Origin of the sequence: Cellulomonas algicola, assembly GCF_019024305.1 — a bacterium.
Lineage (GTDB): Bacteria > Actinomycetota > Actinomycetes > Actinomycetales > Cellulomonadaceae > Cellulomonas > Cellulomonas algicola.
Genome location: NZ_JAHKSJ010000017.1, coordinates 94,250 through 113,637 on the forward strand (window position 1 = coordinate 94,250; position 19,388 = coordinate 113,637).

Below are 19,388 nucleotides of genomic sequence, written 5' to 3' on the forward strand. Positions count from 1 at the left end.
CCTCCTCATGGTGCGGATGCCGCGTGCACACTGCTCGTGGCATGCGTTCGCCGGGGAGGTGCTGAATCATTTCGGCACGTCGTGGCCTGCAGTTTCGATAGCGTCGGCGTTGCGATCGCCGGAGGGGGAGTCGATGGTCGAGGGACCGGTCGGGCGCGCCGCGAGCACGCGTGAGGCGGCTGAGGCGTGGGAGGCGCTGTTCCGCGCGCAGGTGGCGCTCATGCGTCGCTTCCAGCGCGACGACGTGTGGGACCCGCTGACGATCCGCGAGTACGACGTGCTGTTCACGCTCTCCCGGTGCCACGACCTCACGGCGCGCCTCAAGGAGCTCGGCGAGAGCAGCCTGCTGACCCAGCCGAGCCTCTCCCGGATGGTCGAGCGGCTCGAGGCCGCGGGGCTCGTGCTGCGCGGGCCGGTGCGGGGCGACGCGCGCGGGGTCGCGGTGACCCTGACGCCCGAGGGCGAGCGCGTGCAGCGCGAGATAGGGCGCCGGCACGTGCGCTCGATCCGGCGCCTCGTCGGCGGCGCGCTCGACGCCGACGAGCTCGCCGAGCTGCGCCGCCTGACCGACAAGCTGCGCGCCGCACAACCGGGCATCCCGGACCCGTCGTGACCCTCGTCTCTCAGGACCTCGGGCCCATCCGTCCAGGCCAGCGCCGGGCGACGATGGACGAGCGGTCCGAGAGCCGGACGGCGGCAGGGAGGGAGCGGGCATGCGGATCCTGGTCACCATCGCCTCGCGGCACGGGGGCACGTGGGGAATCGGCGAGGTCGTCGCGCAGACGCTGCGCGAGCGAGGTCACGACGTGACCATGACGCCGCCCGACGACGTGACCGACCTCGAGGGTGTCGACGCCGTCGTCCTGGGCTCCGCCGTGTACGTCGCCCACTGGATGCCCGCGGCCCGCGACCTGGCCGACCGGCTCGCCGACGAGCTCGCGACGCGACCCGTCTGGCTGCTGTCGTCGGGCCTCGCGACGCAGCCCGCGGCGAGCGCGAACTCCCCGCACGAGATCCGGGCGCTCGCGGAGCGCGTCGGCGCGCGCGGGCACCGCAGCTTCCACGGTCGACTCGACCGGTCGGTCCTGTCGTTCGCCGAGCGCGCGACCATCTCCGCCGCGCGGGCCCGCGAGGGCGACCACCGTGACATGGCCGCGGTCGCGCGGTGGGCGGGCGAGATCGCGGACGCGCTCGCGCCGGCGCACGTCTGACCGGGCGGCCGCAGGCGCGCCCGCCTGACCGGCGGCCCGTCGGGGGCTCACGTCGGACCGGAGGTGCGCGCGGAGGTCAGCGCGGGTCGGGGTCGCGCAGCGCGCGCAGCTCCGCGGCGACCGCGGTCGGCGACGGCCGGTCGCCCGGCTCGGCCGCCGTCATCGCGCCGAGCAGCCGCACCCAGTCCCGTCCGAGGTCCTCGGGCACGTCGACAGGTCGCAGCAGGCGCGCGAGCGAGCTGGTCAGCGGGTCCCCGGGGTACGCGCGCTCGCCGGTGAGGCACTCGAGCAGGACGAGTCCGAGCGAGTAGACGTCGCTCGCAGGTCCGACGTCGCGCCCGAGCGCCTGCTCGGGGCTCTGGTAGCTCGCGGTCCCCGACGAGCTTCGTCGGTCCGTCTCCGGTGCGCGGACGGCGCTCACGGCGATCCCGAAGTCCGCGAGCACGACGGGGAGCGTCGGCGCGTCCTGGCGTCCGGGGGGCGCGGCGGAGTCGGAGACGAGCACGTTGGACGGCTTGACGTCGCGGTGCACGATCCCCGCGGCGTGCGCGTGGCCGAGCGCGAGCGCGAGCTGCCGTCCGACGTCGGCCGTGATCGCGCGGGGGAGCGGGCCGTCGTTCACGCACTCGCGCAGCGTGCGGCCGTCGACGAGCTCCATGACGAGGTACGCGACGGGTCCGACCCCGTCGACCTGGTCGGCGCCCACGTCGAGCAGCGCGACGAGGTTGGGGTGCGACAGACCGGCGAGGACGCGTGCCTCCGCGGCGTAGCGGCGGATCTCCTCGCCGTCGGCCGCGCCGAGGTCGAAGAGCTTGACGGCGACCTCCCGGTCCAGCCGGCGGTCGGTCGCGCGGAAGACCGCACCCGAACCGCCGTGCCCGAGCGCCGCGCCCAGCCGGTACCGTCGCCCGAGCGTGGCGCCGGCCGGGCTGCGCAGGTCGGTGAGGGGCACGGGACGGTCCTTCGGGGGTGCTCTCGACGGGTCGGCGGCGCGTCCGCCGCACCACGACGCTAGGAGCGCGCCCGGGGCACCGCACGTCGAGCGCGCCTCTTCACCCCATCGTGACCGAGCCGAGATGACAGCCGCTTGCGTGATCCTGCAAGTCACTTGCGCGGAAAGTCGCTACAGTGGGCCGCATGTCACGGCGACTCGCAGAGGTGGCACGCAAGGTCGGCGTCTCGGAGGCGACCGTCAGCCGCGTGCTCAACGGCAAGCCCGGCGTCTCCGACCAGACGCGGGAGGCCGTGCTCACCGCGCTCGACGTCCTCGGCTACGAGCGCCCCACCAAGCTGCGCGGCGAGCGCGCACGCCTCGTCGGGCTCGTCCTGCCCGAGCTGCAGAACCCGATCTTCCCCGCGTTCGCCGAGGTCGTCGGTGGGGCGCTCGCGCAGCAGGGCTTCACCCCCGTGCTGTGCACCCAGACCGCGGGGGGAGTGTCCGAGGCCGACTACGTCGAGCTGCTGCTCGGCCAGCAGGTCTCGGGCATCGTGTTCGCCGGCGGGCACTACGCGCAGCGCGACGCGACGCACGACCACTACGAGCGGCTCACCGGCCGGCACCTGCCCGTCGTGCTCATCAACGCGTCGATCGAGGACCTGCCGTTCCCGCGCGTGTCGTGCGACGACGAGGTCGCGATCGAGCAGGCGGTCGGCCACCTCGCGTCGCTCGGCCACACCCGCGTCGGCCTCGTCCTCGGGCCCGTGGACCACGTGCCGTCCGAGCGCAAGCTGCACGCCGCGCGCGCGGTCGCGCAGCGGCTCGGCCTCGAGCTGCGCGACGACCAGGTCGTGCGCTCCGCGTACTCGCTCGAGAGCGGCCAGGCGGCCGCGACGCGCCTGATCAAGGCGGGGGTCACGGGCATCGTCTGCGCGAGCGACCCGCTCGCGCTCGGCGCGATCCGGGCGGCGCGCCGGGCCGGGCTGCGCGTGCCCGACGACATCTCCGTCGTCGGGTACGACGACTCCGCCTTCATGAACTGCACCGAGCCGCCGCTCACGACCGTGCGGCAGCCCATCGAGCCCATGGGCCGCGCCGCGATCGACCTGCTGGTCAACCAGATCAACGGCGCGTCCGTGCCGCAGGAGGAGCTGCTCTTCGAGCCCGAGCTCGTCGTCCGCGGCTCCACCGCACCGGCCCCCGCGTCCCGCCCCGCCTGACGCGTCCCGCTCGCCCGCTGCGCGTCCCGCCCGCCCGACGCGTCTTGCCCGCCTGACGCGTCCCGCTCGCCCGTGGTGCGTCCCGCCTGCTGACGCGCCCGCCCTGCGCGTGGGGACCTTCCGTGCGCCCACGACCTCGACGCACGCCGTGGCGCATCGCGCACCCGGTTCACGCGCACCACGACGCGCCGACTTCGGGCAGCGATCGGTCACGCTTCGATAACGCGTCTGTCGAGTTCTTGCGTTGATGTCGTCGCGACCTTTAGTGTCCTGCCATCGCCGAGGACGCCGTAGCGCGCCCGACGCGCCGATCCACCCGACGCCGTCGTCGGGCCGAGGAGAGACGAGACGTGCAGTGACGCAGCCTCACCCGCAGACCGACCCCACCTGGTGGCGGGACGCGGTCATCTACCAGGTCTACCCGCGCAGCTTCGCCGACGGGAACGGCGACGGCACCGGTGACCTGGCGGGCCTGCGGGCGCGGCTGCCGTACCTGCACGACCTCGGCGTCGACGCGATCTGGGTGACCCCCTGGTACCAGTCGCCCCTCGCCGACGGCGGGTACGACGTCGCCGACTACCGCGCGATCGACCCGGCGTTCGGCACGCTCGGCGAGGCGGAGCAGGTCATCGCGGAGGCGCTCGCGCTCGGCATCCGCACGATCATCGACATCGTCCCCAACCACGTCTCCGAGCAGCACGCGTGGTTCCGCGCGGCGCTCGCGGCCGGTCCGGGCAGCCCGGAGCGCGCACGGTTCTGGTTCCACCCGGGCAAGGGCGAGCACGGCGACGTCATGCCGACGCACTGGGTGTCGGACTTCCAGGGCACGACGTGGACGCGCACGGCGAACCCCGACGGCACGCTCGGCGAGTGGTACCTGCACCTGTTCGCGCCGCAGCAGCCGGACCTCAACTGGTCGCACCCGGACGTGCGCGCGGAGTTCGAGGACGTGCTGCGGTTCTGGTTCGACCGCGGCGTCGCGGGCATCCGCATCGACTCGGCCGCGCTGCTCGTCAAGGACGGCGACCTGCCGGAGGTGCCCGAGCAGCCAGGCCCGGGGGAGCACCCGCACGTCGACCGCGACGAGATCCACGACGTCTACCGCGCGTGGCGCGCGGTCGCGGACTCGTACGAGGGCACGCGCGTGCTGGTCGGTGAGGTGTGGCTGCAGGACAAGGCGCGGTTCGCGCAGTACCTGCGCCCCGACGAGATGCACACGGCCTTCAACTTCGACTTCATGGCCCGCCCGTGGGACGCCAAGCAGCTGCGCGAGTCGGTCGACGTGACGCTCGCGGCGCACGGACCCGTGGGCGCCCCGGCGACGTGGGTGCTGTCCAACCACGACGTGACGCGTCCCGTCACGCGCTACGGGCGCGAGGACTCGTCGTTCGCGTTCACGGCGAAGCGGTTCGGCACCCCGACGGACCTCGCCCTCGGCCGCCGCCGGGCCCGCGCCGCCGCGCTGCTCACCGCCGCGCTGCCGGGCTCGCTGTACGTCTACCAGGGCGACGAGCTCGGCCTCCCCGAGGTCGAGGACCTGCCGCGCGAGCTGCTCCAGGACCCCATGCACTTCCGCTCGGGCGGCGTCGACCCGGGCCGCGACGGCTGCCGCGTCCCGCTGCCGTGGTCCGGCACGACTGCACCCTTCGGCTTCAGCACCCGACCGGCCGACGGCGGCGCACCCGCGCCGACGTGGCTGCCGCAGCCCGCCGACTGGGCCGGCCTGACCGTCGAGGCGCAGGAGTCGGACCCGACCTCGACGCTCCGCCTCTACCGCGACGTGCTCGCGCTGCGCCGGGCCGAGCCCGCGCTCGGCGACGGCCCGCTGACCTGGGTGGAGACGACCGGCGACGTCCTCGCGTTCGCCCGCGGCGACGTCACGTGCGTCGTCAACCTCGGCACCGACCCGGTGCCGCTGCCCGCCCACACCGACGTCCTGCTGACGAGCGACCCGCTCGACGCAGGCCTGCTGCCGCGCGACACGGCCGCGTGGCTGCGCACGTGACCCGCCCCGACACCGACTGACACCGACTGACACCGAACCCGCAGTCCCGCCCCGCGGCCGACGCCCGCCGTCGACCGCATCCCCGAAGGAGTGACGATGAGGTCCTCGCGTCCCACCGCACTGGCCCTGGCCGGTGTGCTCTCGATCGGTCTGCTCACCGCGTGCAGCACCGACGACTCCGACTCGCCCACGGGCGAGGACGGCAAGGTCAGGATCACCGTCGCGGGCCTCCTGCCGACGGCCGACGACGCCGCGAAGGAGCAGCTCGCCGAGCGCGTCGCCGCGTTCGAGGAGGAGTACCCGGACATCGACGTCGAGACCGAGGACTACGAGTGGAAGGCGTCGACGTTCACGACGCAGCTCGCCGGCGGCACGCTGCCGAACGTCTTCGAGATCCCGCTGACCGACGGCAAGACGCTCATCGAGAACGGCCAGCTCGCCGACATCGACGCGCAGGTCAAGGCGCTGCCGTACGGCGACCAGTTCAACGAGGCGCTCATCGCGAACGGCACCGGTGACGACGGCAAGATCTACGCCGTCCCCGCCAAGTCGATCTACGCGGTCGCGCTGCACTACAACCGCAACCTCTTCGAGCAGGCCGGACTGGACCCCGACCAGCCGCCGACCACGTGGGACGAGGTCCGCGAGGACGCGAAGAAGATCCACGACGCCACCGGCGTCGCGGGCTACGCGATGATGGCGCTCGACAACGCGGGCGGCTGGCAGCTCGCGGCGGGCGCGAACTCGCGGGGCGGCGTCATCGAGACGTTCGACGGCGACGCGTACACCGCGACGCTCGACGACCCGGCGGTCGCGGAGCACCTGCAGTGGCTGCACGACCTCAAGTGGGAGGACGGCTCGCTGCTCGACCGCACGGACCTCGGCTGGGGCGACATCAACACCGAGTTCGCGGCGGGCAACCTCGCGATGTACACCTCCGGCTCGGACGTCTACAACTCGCTCGTCGAGGCGAACGGCGTCACCGCGGACTGGGGCTACGGCCTGACCGCGATCCCGACGTCGGGCGACGGCGGCGCGCTGACCGGCGGCACGATGGCCGCGGTCACGAAGCAGTCGACGGACGAGCAGAAGGACGCCGCCGTCAAGTGGATCGACTGGTGGTACCTGAGCAAGCTGCAGGACCAGGACCAGGCGGTCGCCGACGCGAAGACGCGTGCCGAGGCCGACCCGGCGCAGGCCGTGGGCACGCCCGTGCTGCCGATCTTCTCGAAGGAGAACTACGAGCAGTCGCAGGAGTGGGTCGCGGACTACATCAACGTCCCGCTCGAGAACATGACGGGCTACACCGACGTCATGTTCGACCAGGAGCTCGTGCCCGAGGCGTCGGCCGCGGTGCAGGACCTGTACGCGCAGCTGTTCCCGGTCGTGCAGGCCGTCATCTCGGACGAGAACGCGGACATCGACGCGCTGCTCGCGACCGCGAACGACGCGGGCCAGTCGGCGATCGACGGCTGACACGCCCCTCGCGTGCCGCCCGGGGACGCATCCCGTCACCCGGCGGCACCGCCACGGAACCCCGGACCCGCGGGTCGTCGCCCGCGGCCCCCGGACCCCCGGACCCCCGGACCACCAGGAAGGGCCTCATGACCACGGACGACGCCGTCCTCACCGACCGCCCGCGCGGCACCGCACGCGCCGGGCGCCCCGCGCCTCGCGTGCCGGGCCGGAGCCCGCTCACGTGGGCACGCCGCGGCGGGCTGTCCGCCCTCGTCTTCGCGCTGCCGCTGCTGCTGGTCTTCGGCGTCTTCTCGTGGTGGCCGATCGTCTCGGCCGTCGTGATGAGCTTCCAGCAGACGAACCTCATCGACCCGCCGACGTTCGTGGGGCTGGAGAACTTCCAGGCGATCTTCGCGGACCCGCTGCTGCCGAAGGTCGTGCGCAACACCGCGTGGTTCGCGCTGCTCGCGCTCGTCTTCGGGTACCCGATCCCGCTGGTGGGCGCCGTGCTCATGAGCGAGCTGCGCCGGCGCAAGGGCCTGTACTCGGTGCTCGCGTACCTGCCGGTGGTCGTGCCGCCGGTCGTCGCTGTGCTGCTGTGGAAGTTCTTCTACGACCCGCGCCCGCAGGGGGTCTTCAACACGATCCTCGGCTGGGTCGGCCTGGGGCCGTACTCGTGGCTCAACGACCAGGCGATGGCGATGCCGTCGCTCGTGCTCGAGGCGACGTGGGCGGCCGCCGGCGGGACGGTGATCATCTACCTGGCCGCCCTGATCGGCGTGCCGTCGGAGCTCTACGACGCGGCCGAGGTCGACGGCGCGTCGGTGTGGCGCAAGGTGTGGCACGTGACGATGCCGCACCTGCGCGGCGTGCTGTTCATCACCCTGATCCTGCAGGTCATCGGCACCGCACAGGTGTTCCTCGAACCGTTCCTGTTCACCAACGGCGGCCCGAACCACGCGACGCTGACCGTGATGCTGTGGGTCTACCAGCTCGCGTTCACGTCGATCGGCAACAGCTTCGGCGAGGCGACGGCGCTCAGCCTGCTCCTCGCGGTCGTCCTCGCCGTGCTGTCGCTCGTCTACTTCCGCCTGACCCGCAGCTGGAGCCAGTCGTGACCACCGTGCAGACCCCGTCGTCCCCGAGCCCCGCGCAGGCCGTGGTCGCGCCGGCCCCCGTCGACGCACCCCCGCGGCGGCTCGGCCGTCGGCGGCTCGTCGTCGACTCCGGCGAGCGCGGCGCGCTGTCGACCGCGGACTGGCGCCGCCCGCTCGTCAAGCACACGTGGCGCACGATGCACCTCCTGCTGCTCGTGCTGCTCGTCGTGTGGTGCCTCGGCCCGCTGCTGCTGCTCGGCACGTTCGCGTTCACGCCGACGCAGGACATCCAGAGCACGCCGCTCGCGTTCTTCCCGAACGGCGCGACGACGCACAACGTCGAGATGGCGTGGAACAGGTACCACATCGGCCAGTTCTTCATGAACACCGTGTGGGTGGCCCTGGGCTCGTGGCTCGTGCAGGTCGTCGTCGCGACGACCGGCGGGTTCGTGCTGTCGGTGCTGCGGCCGGCGTGGGCGCGGGCCCTCAACTGGGCGGTGCTCGCGACGCTGTTCGTGCCCGCGGTCGTGCTGCTCGTGCCGCTCTACAAGATCGTCGTCGACCCGCCGATCGGGCCGAGCCTCATCAACAGCTACCTCGCGGTGTGGCTGCCCGCCGGGGCCAGCGCGTTCAACGTGGTGCTCGTCGCGCGGTTCTTCGACTCGCTGCCGCGCGAGATCTTCGAGGCCGCCCGCATGGACGGCGCCGGACCGTTCCGGCTGTTCCGCAGCATCGTCCTGCCGATGAGCAAGCCGATCATCGGCGTCGTCTCCGTGTTCGCGGTGATCGCGTCGTGGAAGGACTTCCTGTGGCCCTTCCTCGTCCTCAAGTCGGACACGGTCAAGCCGCTGTCGGTCTACCTGCAGTCGATGGCGAACGTCGACAAGGGCACGCTCATGGCCGCGCTCGCGATCTCGACGCTCATCCCGATCGCGATGTTCCTCGTCTTCCAGCGCATGTTCCTGCGGGGTGCGGGGCTCGGGGGAGCGGTCAAGGGCTGACGACGTTTTTCTGACGTGCTGTCGGATCAGGATCACGGCGGCGGCGACCCCGCCCGGGAGGGAAGGGTCGCCGCCGCGGTGCGATGATCGACGGGTGGCCCCCGACACCTCGCTGAGCACCCCCGCGCCCGCTGCCGGTCCCACCGACCGCACCGCCCCCGTCCTCGCCGACGAGAACCCCGCCGCGCCGTACGACGCGCTCCTGCTGTTCTCGTTCGGCGGCCCCAACGGCCCCGACGACGTGCTGCCGTTCCTGCGCAACGTCACGGCCGGCAAGGGCATCCCCGACGAGCGGCTCGCCGAGGTCGCCGAGCACTACCACCACTTCGGCGGCGCGAGCCCGATCAACGCCCAGAACCTCGCCCTCCAGAAGGCGCTCCAGGCGGAGCTCGCGCGCCGCGGCGTCGACCTGCCCGTCGTGTGGGGCAACCGCAACTGGGAGCCGTACACGCGCGACGCGCTCGCCGCGGCCCACGCGGACGGCGCCCGCCGCATCGTCGCGCTCGTGACCAGCGCCTACGCGTCGTACTCCGGCTGCCGGCAGTACCGCGAGAACCTGTGGGGCTCGCTCGACGAGCTCGCGGTCGACCTCGGCCTGGCCGACGGCGAGCACCCGCTGGTCGCCGACAAGGTCCGCCCCTACTTCAACCACCCCGGCTTCGTGCAGGCGAACGTCGATGCCGTTGCCGAGGCCTACGAGAAGATCGGCGACCCGGCGGCGCGTCTCGTGTTCGTCACGCACTCGATCCCCACGACGATGGAGGAGGCGTCGGCCGTGAGCGGCGCGACGTACAGCGCGCAGCACCTCGACGTCGCCGCGACCGTCGCCGCCGCCGTCGGCGAGCGCCTGGGCCGCCCGGTCGAGTGGGACCTCGCGTACTGCTCGCGCTCCGGCCCGCCCAGCCAGCCGTGGCTCGAGCCCGACGTCAACGACCACCTCGAGGCGCTGCACGGGCAGGGCGTGCGGTCCGTCGTCCTGTCGCCCGTCGGGTTCGTCTCCGACCACATGGAGGTCGCGTTCGACCTCGACACCGAGGCGCTCGAGACCGCGCAGGAGCTCGGCCTCACCGCCGTGCGCGCCGACTCCGTCGGCACCCGCGAGCCGTTCGTCCGCGGGCTCGTCGACCTCGTGCTCGAGCGTGCGGCGCTCGCGCGTGCGCTCGACGCCGGGGCGCCGGCGCCCGAGGGCACCACCGTCGGCAGCCTGCCCGCCTGGCGCGACGTGTGCCGCCCCGGCTGCTGCCGGCAGCGCGCGGGCGTCGACTCCGGCATCCCCGCCGCCTGCTCGACCGACCCCTGGTCCTGACCCCTCAGTCCTGACACCTCAGTCCTGACCCCTCAGTCCTGACCCCTCAGTCCTGACCCTCAGTCCCGGAAGGACGACCACGTGAGCCACGCCAGCCCCGACGCCGAGGCCCTCAACGCCACGGTCCGCTACACGATGTGGACCGTCTTCGCGCTCGAGGAGGTCCTGCCCGAGGACGACGCGGAGCGCGCGCAGCTCATCGCCGCCGCGCACGACGCGGTCGCCGCCGACGGCCTCGTCGTGCGCGGCTGGTACGACGTCGCGGGCCTGCGTGCCGACGCCGACCTCATGGTCTGGTGGCACGCCGAGACCGTCGAGGAGGTGCAGGGCGCCTACCAACGGCTGCGCGCGAGCGACCTCGGCCGTCACCTGCTGCCCGTGTGGTCCGTCGTCGGCCTGCACCGCCCCGCCGAGTTCAACCGGTCCCACGTCCCCGCGTTCCTCGCGGGCGAGGACGCCGGCGACTACCTGTGCGTCTACCCGTTCGTCCGGTCCTACGACTGGTACGTGCTGCCCGACGACGACCGCCGCCGCATGCTCGTCGAGCACGGGCACGCCGCGCGCGACTACGCGGACGTGCGCGCGAACACCGTCTCCGCGTTCGCGCTCGGCGACTACGAGTGGATCCTCGCGTTCGAGGCCGGCGAGCTGCACCGCATCGTCGACCTCATGCGCGACCTGCGGGCGACCGAGGCGCGGCTCCACGTCCGCGAGGAGGTGCCGTTCTACACCGGCCCCCGCACCACGCTCGAGGCCTGGGCGGACCGCCAGCCGCGCGGCTGACCCCCGCTCGCGTCCGCGTGACCGGCGCCCGTCCCTCCCCGGGAACGGGCGCCGGTGCCATGATCGGGACATGGCGACCCTCCAGGGCACGTGGCGGTTCGAGACGCTCGGCGGCGCACCGCTGCCCGACGAGGTGCGGCACGCACCGTGGCTCACGTTCGACGGCGACGGGCAGGTCTACGGGCTCGCGGGCGTCAACCGGGTCCGCGGGACGTGGCAGCTCGAGGGGTCGCGCCTGACCTTCGGACCCGTCGTCTCGACGCTCATGGCCGGTCCTGACGACGCGATGGCGTGCGAGCGTCAGGTCGTCGAGCTGCTCAACAGCGCGCTCGACGTCCAGGCCGACGGCGACCGGCTCGAGCTGCGGCTCGACGGGACGTCCGGCGCGACGCTCGTGCGCGACGACCACGCGGGCGACACGCCAGTCTGACCCGGGCGTCGGCGTCCACCTCTCGACCCCGACCGGCAGCGTGACACCGGCCCGCGGCCGCGCGCGTCCGGCAGCGCCCGTCGCCACGGCGCTCGGCCCTGCGGCCCGTCGGGCTCGTCAGGCGGCGGTGCTCCCGAGGCCCGGCCAGCGGGCCGCGAGCTCGGTGAGCGTGCGCTCGCGGTCCGCGACGTCGTAGGCCGTGCCCGTCACCATGAGCTCGTCCGCGCCGGTACGCGTGGCGAGCGCCGCGAGCTCCTCGACGGCACGGTCCGGCGTCGTCGCGACCTGCGTGCCCGGCGACTGCGCGAAGAACTCCTCGGCCGCGCGAGGGTCGAGCCCGGCCAGCATGCGGGCGGCCTCGTCCGGCGTGACGACGGGAGCGAGCGGCCGGCCGGTACGCAGGGCGAGCGTCATGACCCGGCTGGGACCGGCGAGGTGCTGCGCCTCCTCCTCGGTGTCCGCGACGAGGACCGACACGGACACCATGAGCCGCGGCTCGGCGAGCAGCGGCGACGGGCGGAACGCGTCGCGGTACGTCTGCGCGGCCTGCGCGGTGCGGCCCGTCGCGAAGTGGTGCGCGTAGCTGTACGGCAGGCCCAGCTCGCCCGCGAGCTGCGCGGAGAACAGGCTCGACCCGAGCAGCCAGGGCTCCGGGCTCGACGTCGCGGCGGGCGTCGCGGTCAGGCGGCGCGCCGCTGCGGACGGCGCGACCGAGCCGAGCGGGACGCCGAGCATCGCCAGGACGTCCACCAGCTCGGCCGGGAAGTCCTCCGCGCCCAGGCCGTCGACGGTCCGGCGCAGCGCCGCCGCCGTGGCCGGGTCGGCGCCCGGAGCGCGTCCGATGCCCAGGTCGACGCGGCCCGGGTGCAGCGCCTCGAGCATCGCGAACTGCTCCGCGACGACGAGCGCGGGGTGGTTCGGCAGCATGACGCCGCCCGACCCGACGCGGATCGACACGGTCGCGGCCGCGAGGTGCGCGAGCAGGACGCCGGGCGACGTCGAGGCCACCATCGGCATCGCGTGGTGCTCCGCGACCCAGAACCGGCGGTAGCCGAGCGCGTCGGCGGCCCGCGCGAGGCGGGTCGTCGCAGCGAGCGCGTCGGCGCTGGTCTGGCCCGCGCTGAGCGGGGCGGTGTCGAGGACGGAGAGCGGGATGGTCACGTCGAGGGCAACGCCGGACCGGGCCGTCGTCATCCCGCGCACGTGCGACCGTGACGCGACGCACGCCGCGCCTCGTCACGCCCGCCGACGCCGCCCGTCAGCCGGTGCGGGCGGCGTCGGTCGGGTTTCCGTCGGGGGTTCGGGGTTCCGTCAGGGGTACAGCCCGCGGATCTTGTGCGCCTCCGCGACCCGCCGGACCCCGATCGTCAGCGCCGCGTCGCGCAGCGACACCCCCTCGGCGTGCGCGAGCGACGCGACCGCCCGGTAGGACGCGAGCATCCGGTGCTCGAGCCGCTCCGCGATCTCGTTCTCGGTCCACCAGTACGCCTGGTTGGCCTGCACCCACTCGAAGTACGACACGACGACGCCGCCCGCGTTCGCGAGGATGTCCGGGACCACGACGACGCCGCGCTCGGCGAGGGCCGCGTCGCCCTCGGTCGTCGTCGGGCCGTTGGCGCCCTCGACCACCCAGCGCGCCTTGACCTGACGTGCGGTGTCGGCGTCGATCACGCCCTCGACGGCCGCCGGGATGAGCACGTCGACGTCGAGCGAGAGCAGCTCGGCGTTGTCGACGGGCTCGCCGCCCCCGAACTCGTGCACCGCACCGCCGTCGGCGACGTGCCGCAGCAGCGCGGGCACGTCGAGCCCGTCGGACGACCGCACGCCGCCGTGCTCGTCGCTCACGGCCACGACGCGTGCGCCCGACTCCGCGAGGATCCGCGCCGCGGGCGCGCCGACCTTGCCGAAGCCCTGCACGGCGACCGACACCTCGTCGAGCCGCACGCCCGCGTCGCCGAGCGCGGCCTCGGCCGCGTGCACCACGCCGCGCGACGTCGCCGTCGGACGCCCGAGCGACCCGCCGACCGTGAGCGGCTTGCCCGTCGTCACCGCGGGGATCGTGTACCCCAGGTTGACCGAGTACGTGTCCATGATCCAGGCCATGGTCTGCTCGTTCGTGCCGATGTCGGGCGCCATGATGTCCCGCTCGGGGCCGATGATCGGCATGATCTCGCTCGTGTAGCGCCGTGTGACGCGCTCGAGCTCCGACTGCGAGTACAGCCGTGGGTCGATCGTCACGCCGCCCTTCGCGCCGCCGTACGGCACGTCGACGACCGCGCACTTCCAGGTCATCCACATCGCGAGGGCCCGGACCTCGTCCGGGTCGACGGACGCCGAGTAGCGCAGGCCGCCCTTGCCGGGTCCGCGCGAGATGTTGTGCTGCACGCGGTAGCCCGTGAAGAGCTCGATCTCCCCGGTGTCCCGACGCAGGGGCACGGCCACGTTCATCTCGCGACGTGGCGTCGCGAGCATCCGGTGCATGCCCTCGTCGTAGCCGAGGATCTGGACGGCGTCCGCGAGCTGGGCCTGCGCGGTCGCCAGCGGGGACGAGGGACGGGGCGTCGTTGCCGAGTCGGTCACGTGCCCACCATGCCACCGCCGGCTGTGCGCGCCACCGCGGCGCACGGACGGATCACCCGCCCGGTCACCCGGGTGCCGGGCCGGGGTCAGCAGAGCTGGGCGTCCGCCATCGGCTTGAGCACCGAGCCGCCCAGGTGCCGCGAGTGCCGCGCCGGGACCAGCACGCACGTGCCGAACGAGCCGTTGCTGTAGCGGCCCTTGACGAACACGTCCGTGTCCCGGCAGTTCACCGACCGCACCGTGTACGGCGTCGGCTTGAAGACGTACACGCCGCCGAGCGCCGGCCCGCAGAACGCCTCCGCGTCCTCGATGGTCGCGAGGATGCCGACCGTGCCGTCGTCGGTCACGCCCGGCGGCGGGGTGAGCGTCGTCGACATCTCCGGGTCGTCGGTGACCGCCCCGAGCGCGGGTGCGGCCACCAGGACGCCGCCGGTCGCGACGGCCAGGCCGGCGGCGGCGCGGACGAGACGGGCGCGGACGAGACGACGGACGAGCATGCTGCCCCCTGGACGGGTCGACGACGGTGTCGGGCGTCCGACGCGGCGGACGGGCCCAGGATGGTCGGCGGCCCGACTCCAGGCAAACCTGCGCCGCGGCGCGTCGCCGCACGTCGTCGGGCCGCGCCGCGCCCTCGCCCGGACGACGGTGCAGGTCGCGCACGGCGTGGTCGCACGGCGCGGTCGCGCCCGCTGGCCCAGACTGTGAGACGTGCCGGACGCACCACCCCACGCGCCCGGCCGTGGCCACCCACCCGTGGCCGCACGCGACGAGAGCGAGGTGCGATGGCGACGCCACCGGACGACCGACCCGCACGGCACGACGCCCCCGAGCCCGGCGGGTCCCGCCCCGGTGCCGGACTCGAGCCGCCCGACCTCGTCGAGGACGCGGTGCGGCTCGCGCGGCAGTGGCTCGACCGCACGTCCGCCGACGAGACGCGTCGCGAGCGCGCCACCACGCGGCGGCTCGCCGCACTCGTGGGGTCCCCGGCCGGTCTCGAGCTCGCCGTCCGGTTCGTCGACCGCGTCGCCCGGCCGCGGGACCTCCACGTCGCCGCGCGCGAGCTCGCCGCGCTCGCGCAGACCGCGCACGCCGCCGACTTCCTCGGGCCCGTCGACCGCGCGATGCTCGCGACGGGGACGCGCGTCGCGACGGTCCTGCCCGGCGTCGTCGTGCCCGCCGCACGCGAACGGCTGCGCTCGCTCGTCGGCCACCTCGTCGTCGACGAGGCCGCGCTGGGCCGGCACCTGGCCGGCACACGCGCCGCCGGGTACCGGCTCAACCTCAACCTGCTCGGCGAGGCCGTGCTGGGCGAGCACGAGGCCGCCGCGCGGCTGGCCCGCGTCCGGGCGCTCGTCGAGCGGGACGACGTCGACTACGTGTCCGTCAAGGTGTCCGCCGTCGCGAGCCAGCTGTCCACCTGGGACACCGAGGGCAGCGCCGACCGTGTCGTCGAGCGCCTCCTGCCGCTCTACGAGGCCGCCGCGGAGCACGGCACGTTCGTCAACCTCGACATGGAGGAGTACCGCGACCTCGCGCTGACCGTGCGGGTCTTCGAGCAGCTCGCCGCGCACCCGCCGCTGCGCGGTGCGTCGTCCGGCATCGCCCTGCAGGCCTACCTGCCGGACGCCGCCGACGCGTACGACGAGATCGCCGGCATCGCCGCCCGGCGGGCCGACGCCGGGGGAGCGCGGCTCAAGGTCCGGCTCGTCAAGGGCGCGAACCTCGCGATGGAGCGCGTCGAGGCCGAGCTGCACGGCTGGGACCAGGCGCCGTACCCGTCGAAGGCGCTCGTCGACGCCGCCTACCTGCGACTCGTGGACCGCGCGCTCGACCCGTCGCGGACGCGCGCGCTGCGCGTCGGCGTCGCGAGCCACAACGTCTACCACGTCGCCGTCGCCCACCTGCTGGCCCAGGCGCGCGGCGTCTCCGAGGCGCTCGACGTCGAGATGCTGCAGGGCATGGCGCCCGCGCAGGCCCGCGCCGTGCGCGACGACGTCGGCAGCGTCCTGCTCTACACGCCCGTCGTCGCCCGCAGCGAGTTCGACGTCGCGGTCTCCTACCTCGTGCGCCGCCTCGAGGAGAACGCCGCGGGGGAGAACTTCCTGCATGCCGCGTTCGCCGGCGGCGACGACGCGATGGACGCGCAGGAGGCGGCGTTCCGCACCGCGTGGGCGGGGCGCGAGGAGCCGAGCACGGCGCCGCGCCGCATCGCCCGGGTGCCGTCCCCCGACGGACCCGGCTTCGACAACGCGGCGGACACCGACCCGGCCGCGGCCGAGGCCCGGGTCTGGGCGCGCGGCCTGGTCGCACGCGACGTCCCGCCGCCGCCCGGGGCCGTCGAGGTCGCGACGACCGACGACGTCGACGCGGTCGTCGCCCGGGCCGTCGCCGCGGCTTCCGCGTGGGCCGCGACGCCGCCGACCCGTCGCGCGGCCGCCCTGCGCACCGCCGCGATCGCTCTCGAGCAGGCACGGGGCGACCTCGTCGCGACCATGGTGCACGAGGCGTCGAAGACCGTCGGCGAGGCCGACCCCGAGGTGAGCGAGGCCGTCGACTTCGCGCGCTACTACGCCGACCGTGCCGAGGAGCTCGCCGACGGGACCGTGCCCGGTGCCGTGCACCGGCCGTCCGGCGTGACCGTCGTGACGCCGCCCTGGAACTTCCCCGTCGCGATCCCCGTCGGGTCGGTGCTCGCGTCCCTCGCCGCCGGCAGCCCCGTGCTGATCAAGCCCGCGCCGGCGACGCCCCGCTGCGCGCAGGTCGCGATGGCCGCGATCCGACGGGCCCTCGACGACGCGGGCGCGCCCACCGGGACGCTCACCGTCGTCCTCAGCCCCGAGGGTGACGTCGGCAGGCGGCTCGTCACGCACCCCGACGTCGCCCGCGTCGTCCTCACCGGCTCGATCGAGACCGCACGCCTGTTCGCCGGCTGGCGCGACGACCTCGACGTCCTCGCCGAGACCTCCGGCAAGAACGCCCTGGTCATCACGCCGTCCGCGGACGTCGACCTCGCCGTCGCCGACCTCGTGAAGTCTGCGTTCGGGCACGCCGGGCAGAAGTGCTCCGCTGCCTCGCTCGCGATCCTCGTCGGGTCCGCGGGCACCGACGACCGGCTGCGGCGGCAGCTCGCCGACGCCGTGGCGTCCCTGCGCGTCGGGCACAGCGACGACCTCGCCACGAGCGTGCCGCCCCTCGTCGAGCCCGCGTCGGGCAAGCTGCTGCGCGCGCTCACGACGCTCGACGCGGGGGAGGAGTGGCTCGTCGCGCCCCGACCGCTGGGCGTCTCCGGACGGCTCTGGACGCCCGGCGTGCGGCACGGCGTCGCGCCCGGGTCGTGGTTCCACACCACCGAGTGCTTCGGTCCGGTCCTCGGCATCATGCGGGCGCGCACGCTCGACGAGGCGATCGCGTGGCAGAACGCCGTCGCGTTCGGCCTCACGGGCGGCCTGCACTCGCTCGACGAGGACGAGGTCACGACCTGGCTCGACCGCGTCGAGGTCGGCAACGCCTACGTCAACCGCGGCACGACCGGCGCGATCGTCCGGCGGCAGCCGTTCGGCGGCTGGAAGGCGTCCGTCGTCGGACCGGGCGCCAAGGCCGGCGGGCCGCACTACGTCGCGCAGCTCGGCACCTGGTCCGACGCGCCCGACGTCCCCACCGACGACGCCGCGTGGCTCGAGTGGGCGCGGTCCGACGACCGTCGCGCGTGGGACGAGACGTTCGCCCGCGAGCACGACCCGAGCGGCCTCGCCGTCGAGCAGAACGTCCTCCGGTACCGCGCGGTGCCGGCCTTGACCGTCCGGGTGGGGGACGACGCCCGGCCGGTGGCCGTCCAGCGCGTCCTGCACGCGGCCGCGACCGCGGGCGTCCCGACGACGGTGAGCGACGTCGCCGCCGAGCCCCACGACGCGTTCGCCGAGCGTGTGGCGTCCGGCGCGGTGTCCGGTCGCGTGCGTGTGGTCGGCCGGGGACCGGGACTCCGGGCGGCCGCTGCAGCCCGGGCGGGGGAGGTGACCGTGCTCGACGCGCCGGTCCTCGCGTCCGCGGCGCGCGAGCTGCTCACCGTCGTCCGCGAGCAGGCCGTCAGCCGCACGCGCCACCGCTTCGGGCACCTCCCGCCGACGCCGCCGTCCTGACGCGGTGCCGCTGGGACGTCGGGCGGACGCGCAGACCTGCGCGGTGCCGCCGGGACGTCAGGCGGAGGCGCGGATGACGATCTCGGGCGCGAAGATCAACGGCTCGGACGGCGCAGGCACGCCCGCGAGCTGGTCGAGCAGCCGTGCGCCCGCGGCGCGCGCCATCGCGACGACGGGCTGCACGACGGTCGTGAGCGGCGGCGTCGTCGACGCGGCCACACCGAGGTTGTCGTACCCCACGACGGCGACGTCCCCGGGCACGTCCTTGCCGTGCTCGGTGAGGACGCCGAGCGCCCCGGCCGCCATGAGGTCCGACGCGATGAAGATCGCGTCGAGGTCGGGGTGCCGCGCGAGCAGCTCGCGGGCCGCGATCGCCCCCGACGCGATGGTGAAGTCGCCGTAGACGATGGCGTCCTGCGGCAGGCCCGCGGCGGACATCGCGTCACGCCAGCCGGCGAGCCGGTCGATGCCGGCGGACATGTCCTCCGGACCGGCGATCGTGCCGATGCGGCGTCGACCGAGGTCGATGAGGTGCTGTGTCGCCAGACGCCCGCCCTCGTGGTTGTCGGTGTCGACGTACTGCACGTCGCGCTCGTCCGCGGACAGCGGTCGGCCGACGAAGACGTTGGGGACGCGCGAGGCGAGCAGCGTCCGGTCGAGCTCGTCGTCGCGGTGGTGCGACACGACGATCGCGCCGTCCACGTGCCCGTTGCGCAGGTAGCGCACGGTCCGCTCGCTCTCGCCGGGGCGGGCGATGACGAGGACGACCTGGATGTCGGAGTCGGCGAGCGAGCTCGACAGGCCGTTGAGGGTGCCCGCGAAGAACGGGTCGGACAGCACGCGCTCGTCGGGCTCGGGGACGACGAGCGCGATGGAGTCGGTGCGCTTGGTGACGAGCGAGCGCGCGGCGCGGTTCGGGGTGTAGCCCAGGTCGGCGACGGCGGCCTCGACGGAGGCCAGGGCCTCGGGGGACACGCGCAGGCCACCGTTGATGGCGCGCGACGCGGTGGAGCGTGACACTCCGGCGCGCTCGGCGACCTGCTCGAGCGTCGGCGCCGGGGGACGGGCGGGCTCCGTGCGGGCGGGGATGTTGTCGACCACCGTTGGTCTTCCCTCCTGTGGCTGCCGGGGCAGCGATGACGTGCTGACGGCAGGAGGGCGGGGTGGGGGCCACCCCGCCCTCCTGTCCGTCGGTGCCCTCCCCGGTGCGGGGTCGGGCGACCG

General features: G+C 74.3%; 16 protein-coding genes. 11 read left to right on the top strand and 5 right to left on the bottom strand.

All coding sequences use genetic code 11. The annotated features are described in order from the left end of the window. The first annotated feature begins 133 nt into the window (after positions 1-133). Positions 134-613, top strand: a complete 480-nt coding sequence (locus KOV94_RS13830; protein ID WP_124344178.1) for a MarR family winged helix-turn-helix transcriptional regulator — start codon at positions 134-136, stop codon at positions 611-613. Positions 614-713: 100 nt separating this feature from the next. After that, entirely contained in the window at positions 714-1,211 is a 498-nt protein-coding gene (locus tag KOV94_RS13835) for a flavodoxin domain-containing protein (RefSeq protein ID WP_124344179.1), read from the top strand. A gap of 76 nt (positions 1,212-1,287) precedes the next feature. Here KOV94_RS13835 and KOV94_RS13840 read toward each other — a convergent pair whose 3' ends face one another. Beyond that, positions 1,288-2,163 (bottom strand): serine/threonine-protein kinase, encoded by an 876-nt coding sequence (locus KOV94_RS13840; RefSeq protein ID WP_218052366.1) that lies wholly within the window; start codon positions 2,161-2,163, stop codon positions 1,288-1,290. Between the two features lie 185 nt (positions 2,164-2,348). On the opposite strand from KOV94_RS13840, the gene KOV94_RS13845 reads away from it, so the two are divergent. From KOV94_RS13845 to KOV94_RS13880, 8 genes are all read left to right on the top strand, one after another. After that, positions 2,349-3,368 (top strand): LacI family DNA-binding transcriptional regulator, encoded by a 1,020-nt coding sequence (locus tag KOV94_RS13845; protein WP_124341192.1) that lies wholly within the window; start codon positions 2,349-2,351, stop codon positions 3,366-3,368. 355 nt (positions 3,369-3,723) lie between these two features. Continuing rightward, the gene (locus KOV94_RS13850) at positions 3,724-5,373 is read left to right on the top strand and encodes a glycoside hydrolase family 13 protein (protein WP_308160547.1); all 1,650 of its coding nucleotides are present in this window, start codon (positions 3,724-3,726) and stop codon (positions 5,371-5,373) included. Positions 5,374-5,469: 96 nt separating this feature from the next. Beyond that, complete coding sequence (locus tag KOV94_RS13855) at positions 5,470-6,849, top strand: ABC transporter substrate-binding protein (protein WP_218052368.1); 1,380 nt, start codon at positions 5,470-5,472, stop codon at positions 6,847-6,849. A 128-nt stretch (positions 6,850-6,977) separates the two neighbouring features. Further along, entirely contained in the window at positions 6,978-7,949 is a 972-nt protein-coding gene (locus tag KOV94_RS13860; RefSeq protein WP_200829861.1) for a carbohydrate ABC transporter permease, read from the top strand. Further along, a complete protein-coding gene (locus KOV94_RS13865) occupies positions 7,946-8,929 on the top strand; it encodes a carbohydrate ABC transporter permease (protein ID WP_218052369.1) in 984 nt (327 codons plus the stop codon). The genes KOV94_RS13860 and KOV94_RS13865 overlap by 4 nt, the downstream gene beginning before the upstream one ends. Before the next feature lie 94 nt (positions 8,930-9,023). Next, positions 9,024-10,235 (top strand): ferrochelatase, encoded by a 1,212-nt coding sequence (locus tag KOV94_RS13870; protein WP_372449474.1) that lies wholly within the window; start codon positions 9,024-9,026, stop codon positions 10,233-10,235. Between the two features lie 81 nt (positions 10,236-10,316). Next, positions 10,317-11,018, top strand: coding sequence for a hydrogen peroxide-dependent heme synthase (gene hemQ / locus KOV94_RS13875; protein ID WP_218052370.1), 702 nt, complete (start codon positions 10,317-10,319; stop codon positions 11,016-11,018). Positions 11,019-11,088: 70 nt separating this feature from the next. Beyond that, a complete protein-coding gene (locus KOV94_RS13880) occupies positions 11,089-11,448 on the top strand; it encodes an META domain-containing protein (protein WP_124342793.1) in 360 nt (119 codons plus the stop codon). Positions 11,449-11,565: 117 nt separating this feature from the next. Here the strand turns inward: KOV94_RS13880 and KOV94_RS13885 are convergent, their stop codons facing one another. The 3 genes from KOV94_RS13885 to KOV94_RS13895 all read right to left on the bottom strand — a co-directional run bounded on the left by KOV94_RS13885 (position 11,566) and on the right by KOV94_RS13895 (position 14,525). Continuing rightward, complete coding sequence (locus KOV94_RS13885) at positions 11,566-12,642, bottom strand: LLM class flavin-dependent oxidoreductase (protein ID WP_124342794.1); 1,077 nt, start codon at positions 12,640-12,642, stop codon at positions 11,566-11,568. Positions 12,643-12,759: 117 nt separating this feature from the next. After that, on the bottom strand, positions 12,760-14,028 hold the full coding sequence (locus KOV94_RS13890; protein ID WP_218052371.1) for a Glu/Leu/Phe/Val family dehydrogenase: 1,269 nt from the start codon (positions 14,026-14,028) through the stop codon (positions 12,760-12,762). A gap of 86 nt (positions 14,029-14,114) precedes the next feature. Then, positions 14,115-14,525, bottom strand: coding sequence for a hypothetical protein (locus KOV94_RS13895; protein WP_124342796.1), 411 nt, complete (start codon positions 14,523-14,525; stop codon positions 14,115-14,117). 285 nt (positions 14,526-14,810) lie between these two features. Between KOV94_RS13895 and KOV94_RS13900 the strand changes: the two genes are divergently transcribed. Further along, positions 14,811-18,164 carry a proline dehydrogenase family protein gene (locus tag KOV94_RS13900; RefSeq protein ID WP_218052372.1) on the top strand — a complete coding sequence of 1,118 codons (3,354 nt, stop codon included), beginning with the start codon at positions 14,811-14,813 and terminating at the stop codon, positions 18,162-18,164. 57 nt (positions 18,165-18,221) lie between these two features. Here KOV94_RS13900 and KOV94_RS13905 read toward each other — a convergent pair whose 3' ends face one another. Further along, entirely contained in the window at positions 18,222-19,265 is a 1,044-nt protein-coding gene (locus KOV94_RS13905; protein ID WP_124342798.1) for a LacI family DNA-binding transcriptional regulator, read from the bottom strand. Positions 19,266-19,388: the final 123 nt, after the last annotated feature.

What these genes read in the sequence shown, in the direction of transcription:
- KOV94_RS13835 (WP_124344179.1), top strand. Translation starts at nt 714, where the DNA reads ATGCGGATCCTGGTCACCATCGCCTCGCGGCACGGGGGCACGTGGGGA.
- KOV94_RS13885 (WP_124342794.1), bottom strand. Translation starts at nt 12,642, where the DNA reads ATGACGACGGCCCGGTCCGGCGTTGCCCTCGACGTGACCATCCCGCTC.
- KOV94_RS13845 (WP_124341192.1), top strand. Translation starts at nt 2,349, where the DNA reads ATGTCACGGCGACTCGCAGAGGTGGCACGCAAGGTCGGCGTCTCGGAG.
- KOV94_RS13900 (WP_218052372.1), top strand. Translation starts at nt 14,811, where the DNA reads ATGGCGACGCCACCGGACGACCGACCCGCACGGCACGACGCCCCCGAG.
- KOV94_RS13860 (WP_200829861.1), top strand. Translation starts at nt 6,978, where the DNA reads ATGACCACGGACGACGCCGTCCTCACCGACCGCCCGCGCGGCACCGCA.
- KOV94_RS13895 (WP_124342796.1), bottom strand. Translation starts at nt 14,525, where the DNA reads ATGCTCGTCCGTCGTCTCGTCCGCGCCCGTCTCGTCCGCGCCGCCGCC.
- KOV94_RS13855 (WP_218052368.1), top strand. Translation starts at nt 5,470, where the DNA reads ATGAGGTCCTCGCGTCCCACCGCACTGGCCCTGGCCGGTGTGCTCTCG.
- KOV94_RS13880 (WP_124342793.1), top strand. Translation starts at nt 11,089, where the DNA reads ATGGCGACCCTCCAGGGCACGTGGCGGTTCGAGACGCTCGGCGGCGCA.
- KOV94_RS13830 (WP_124344178.1), top strand. Translation starts at nt 134, where the DNA reads ATGGTCGAGGGACCGGTCGGGCGCGCCGCGAGCACGCGTGAGGCGGCT.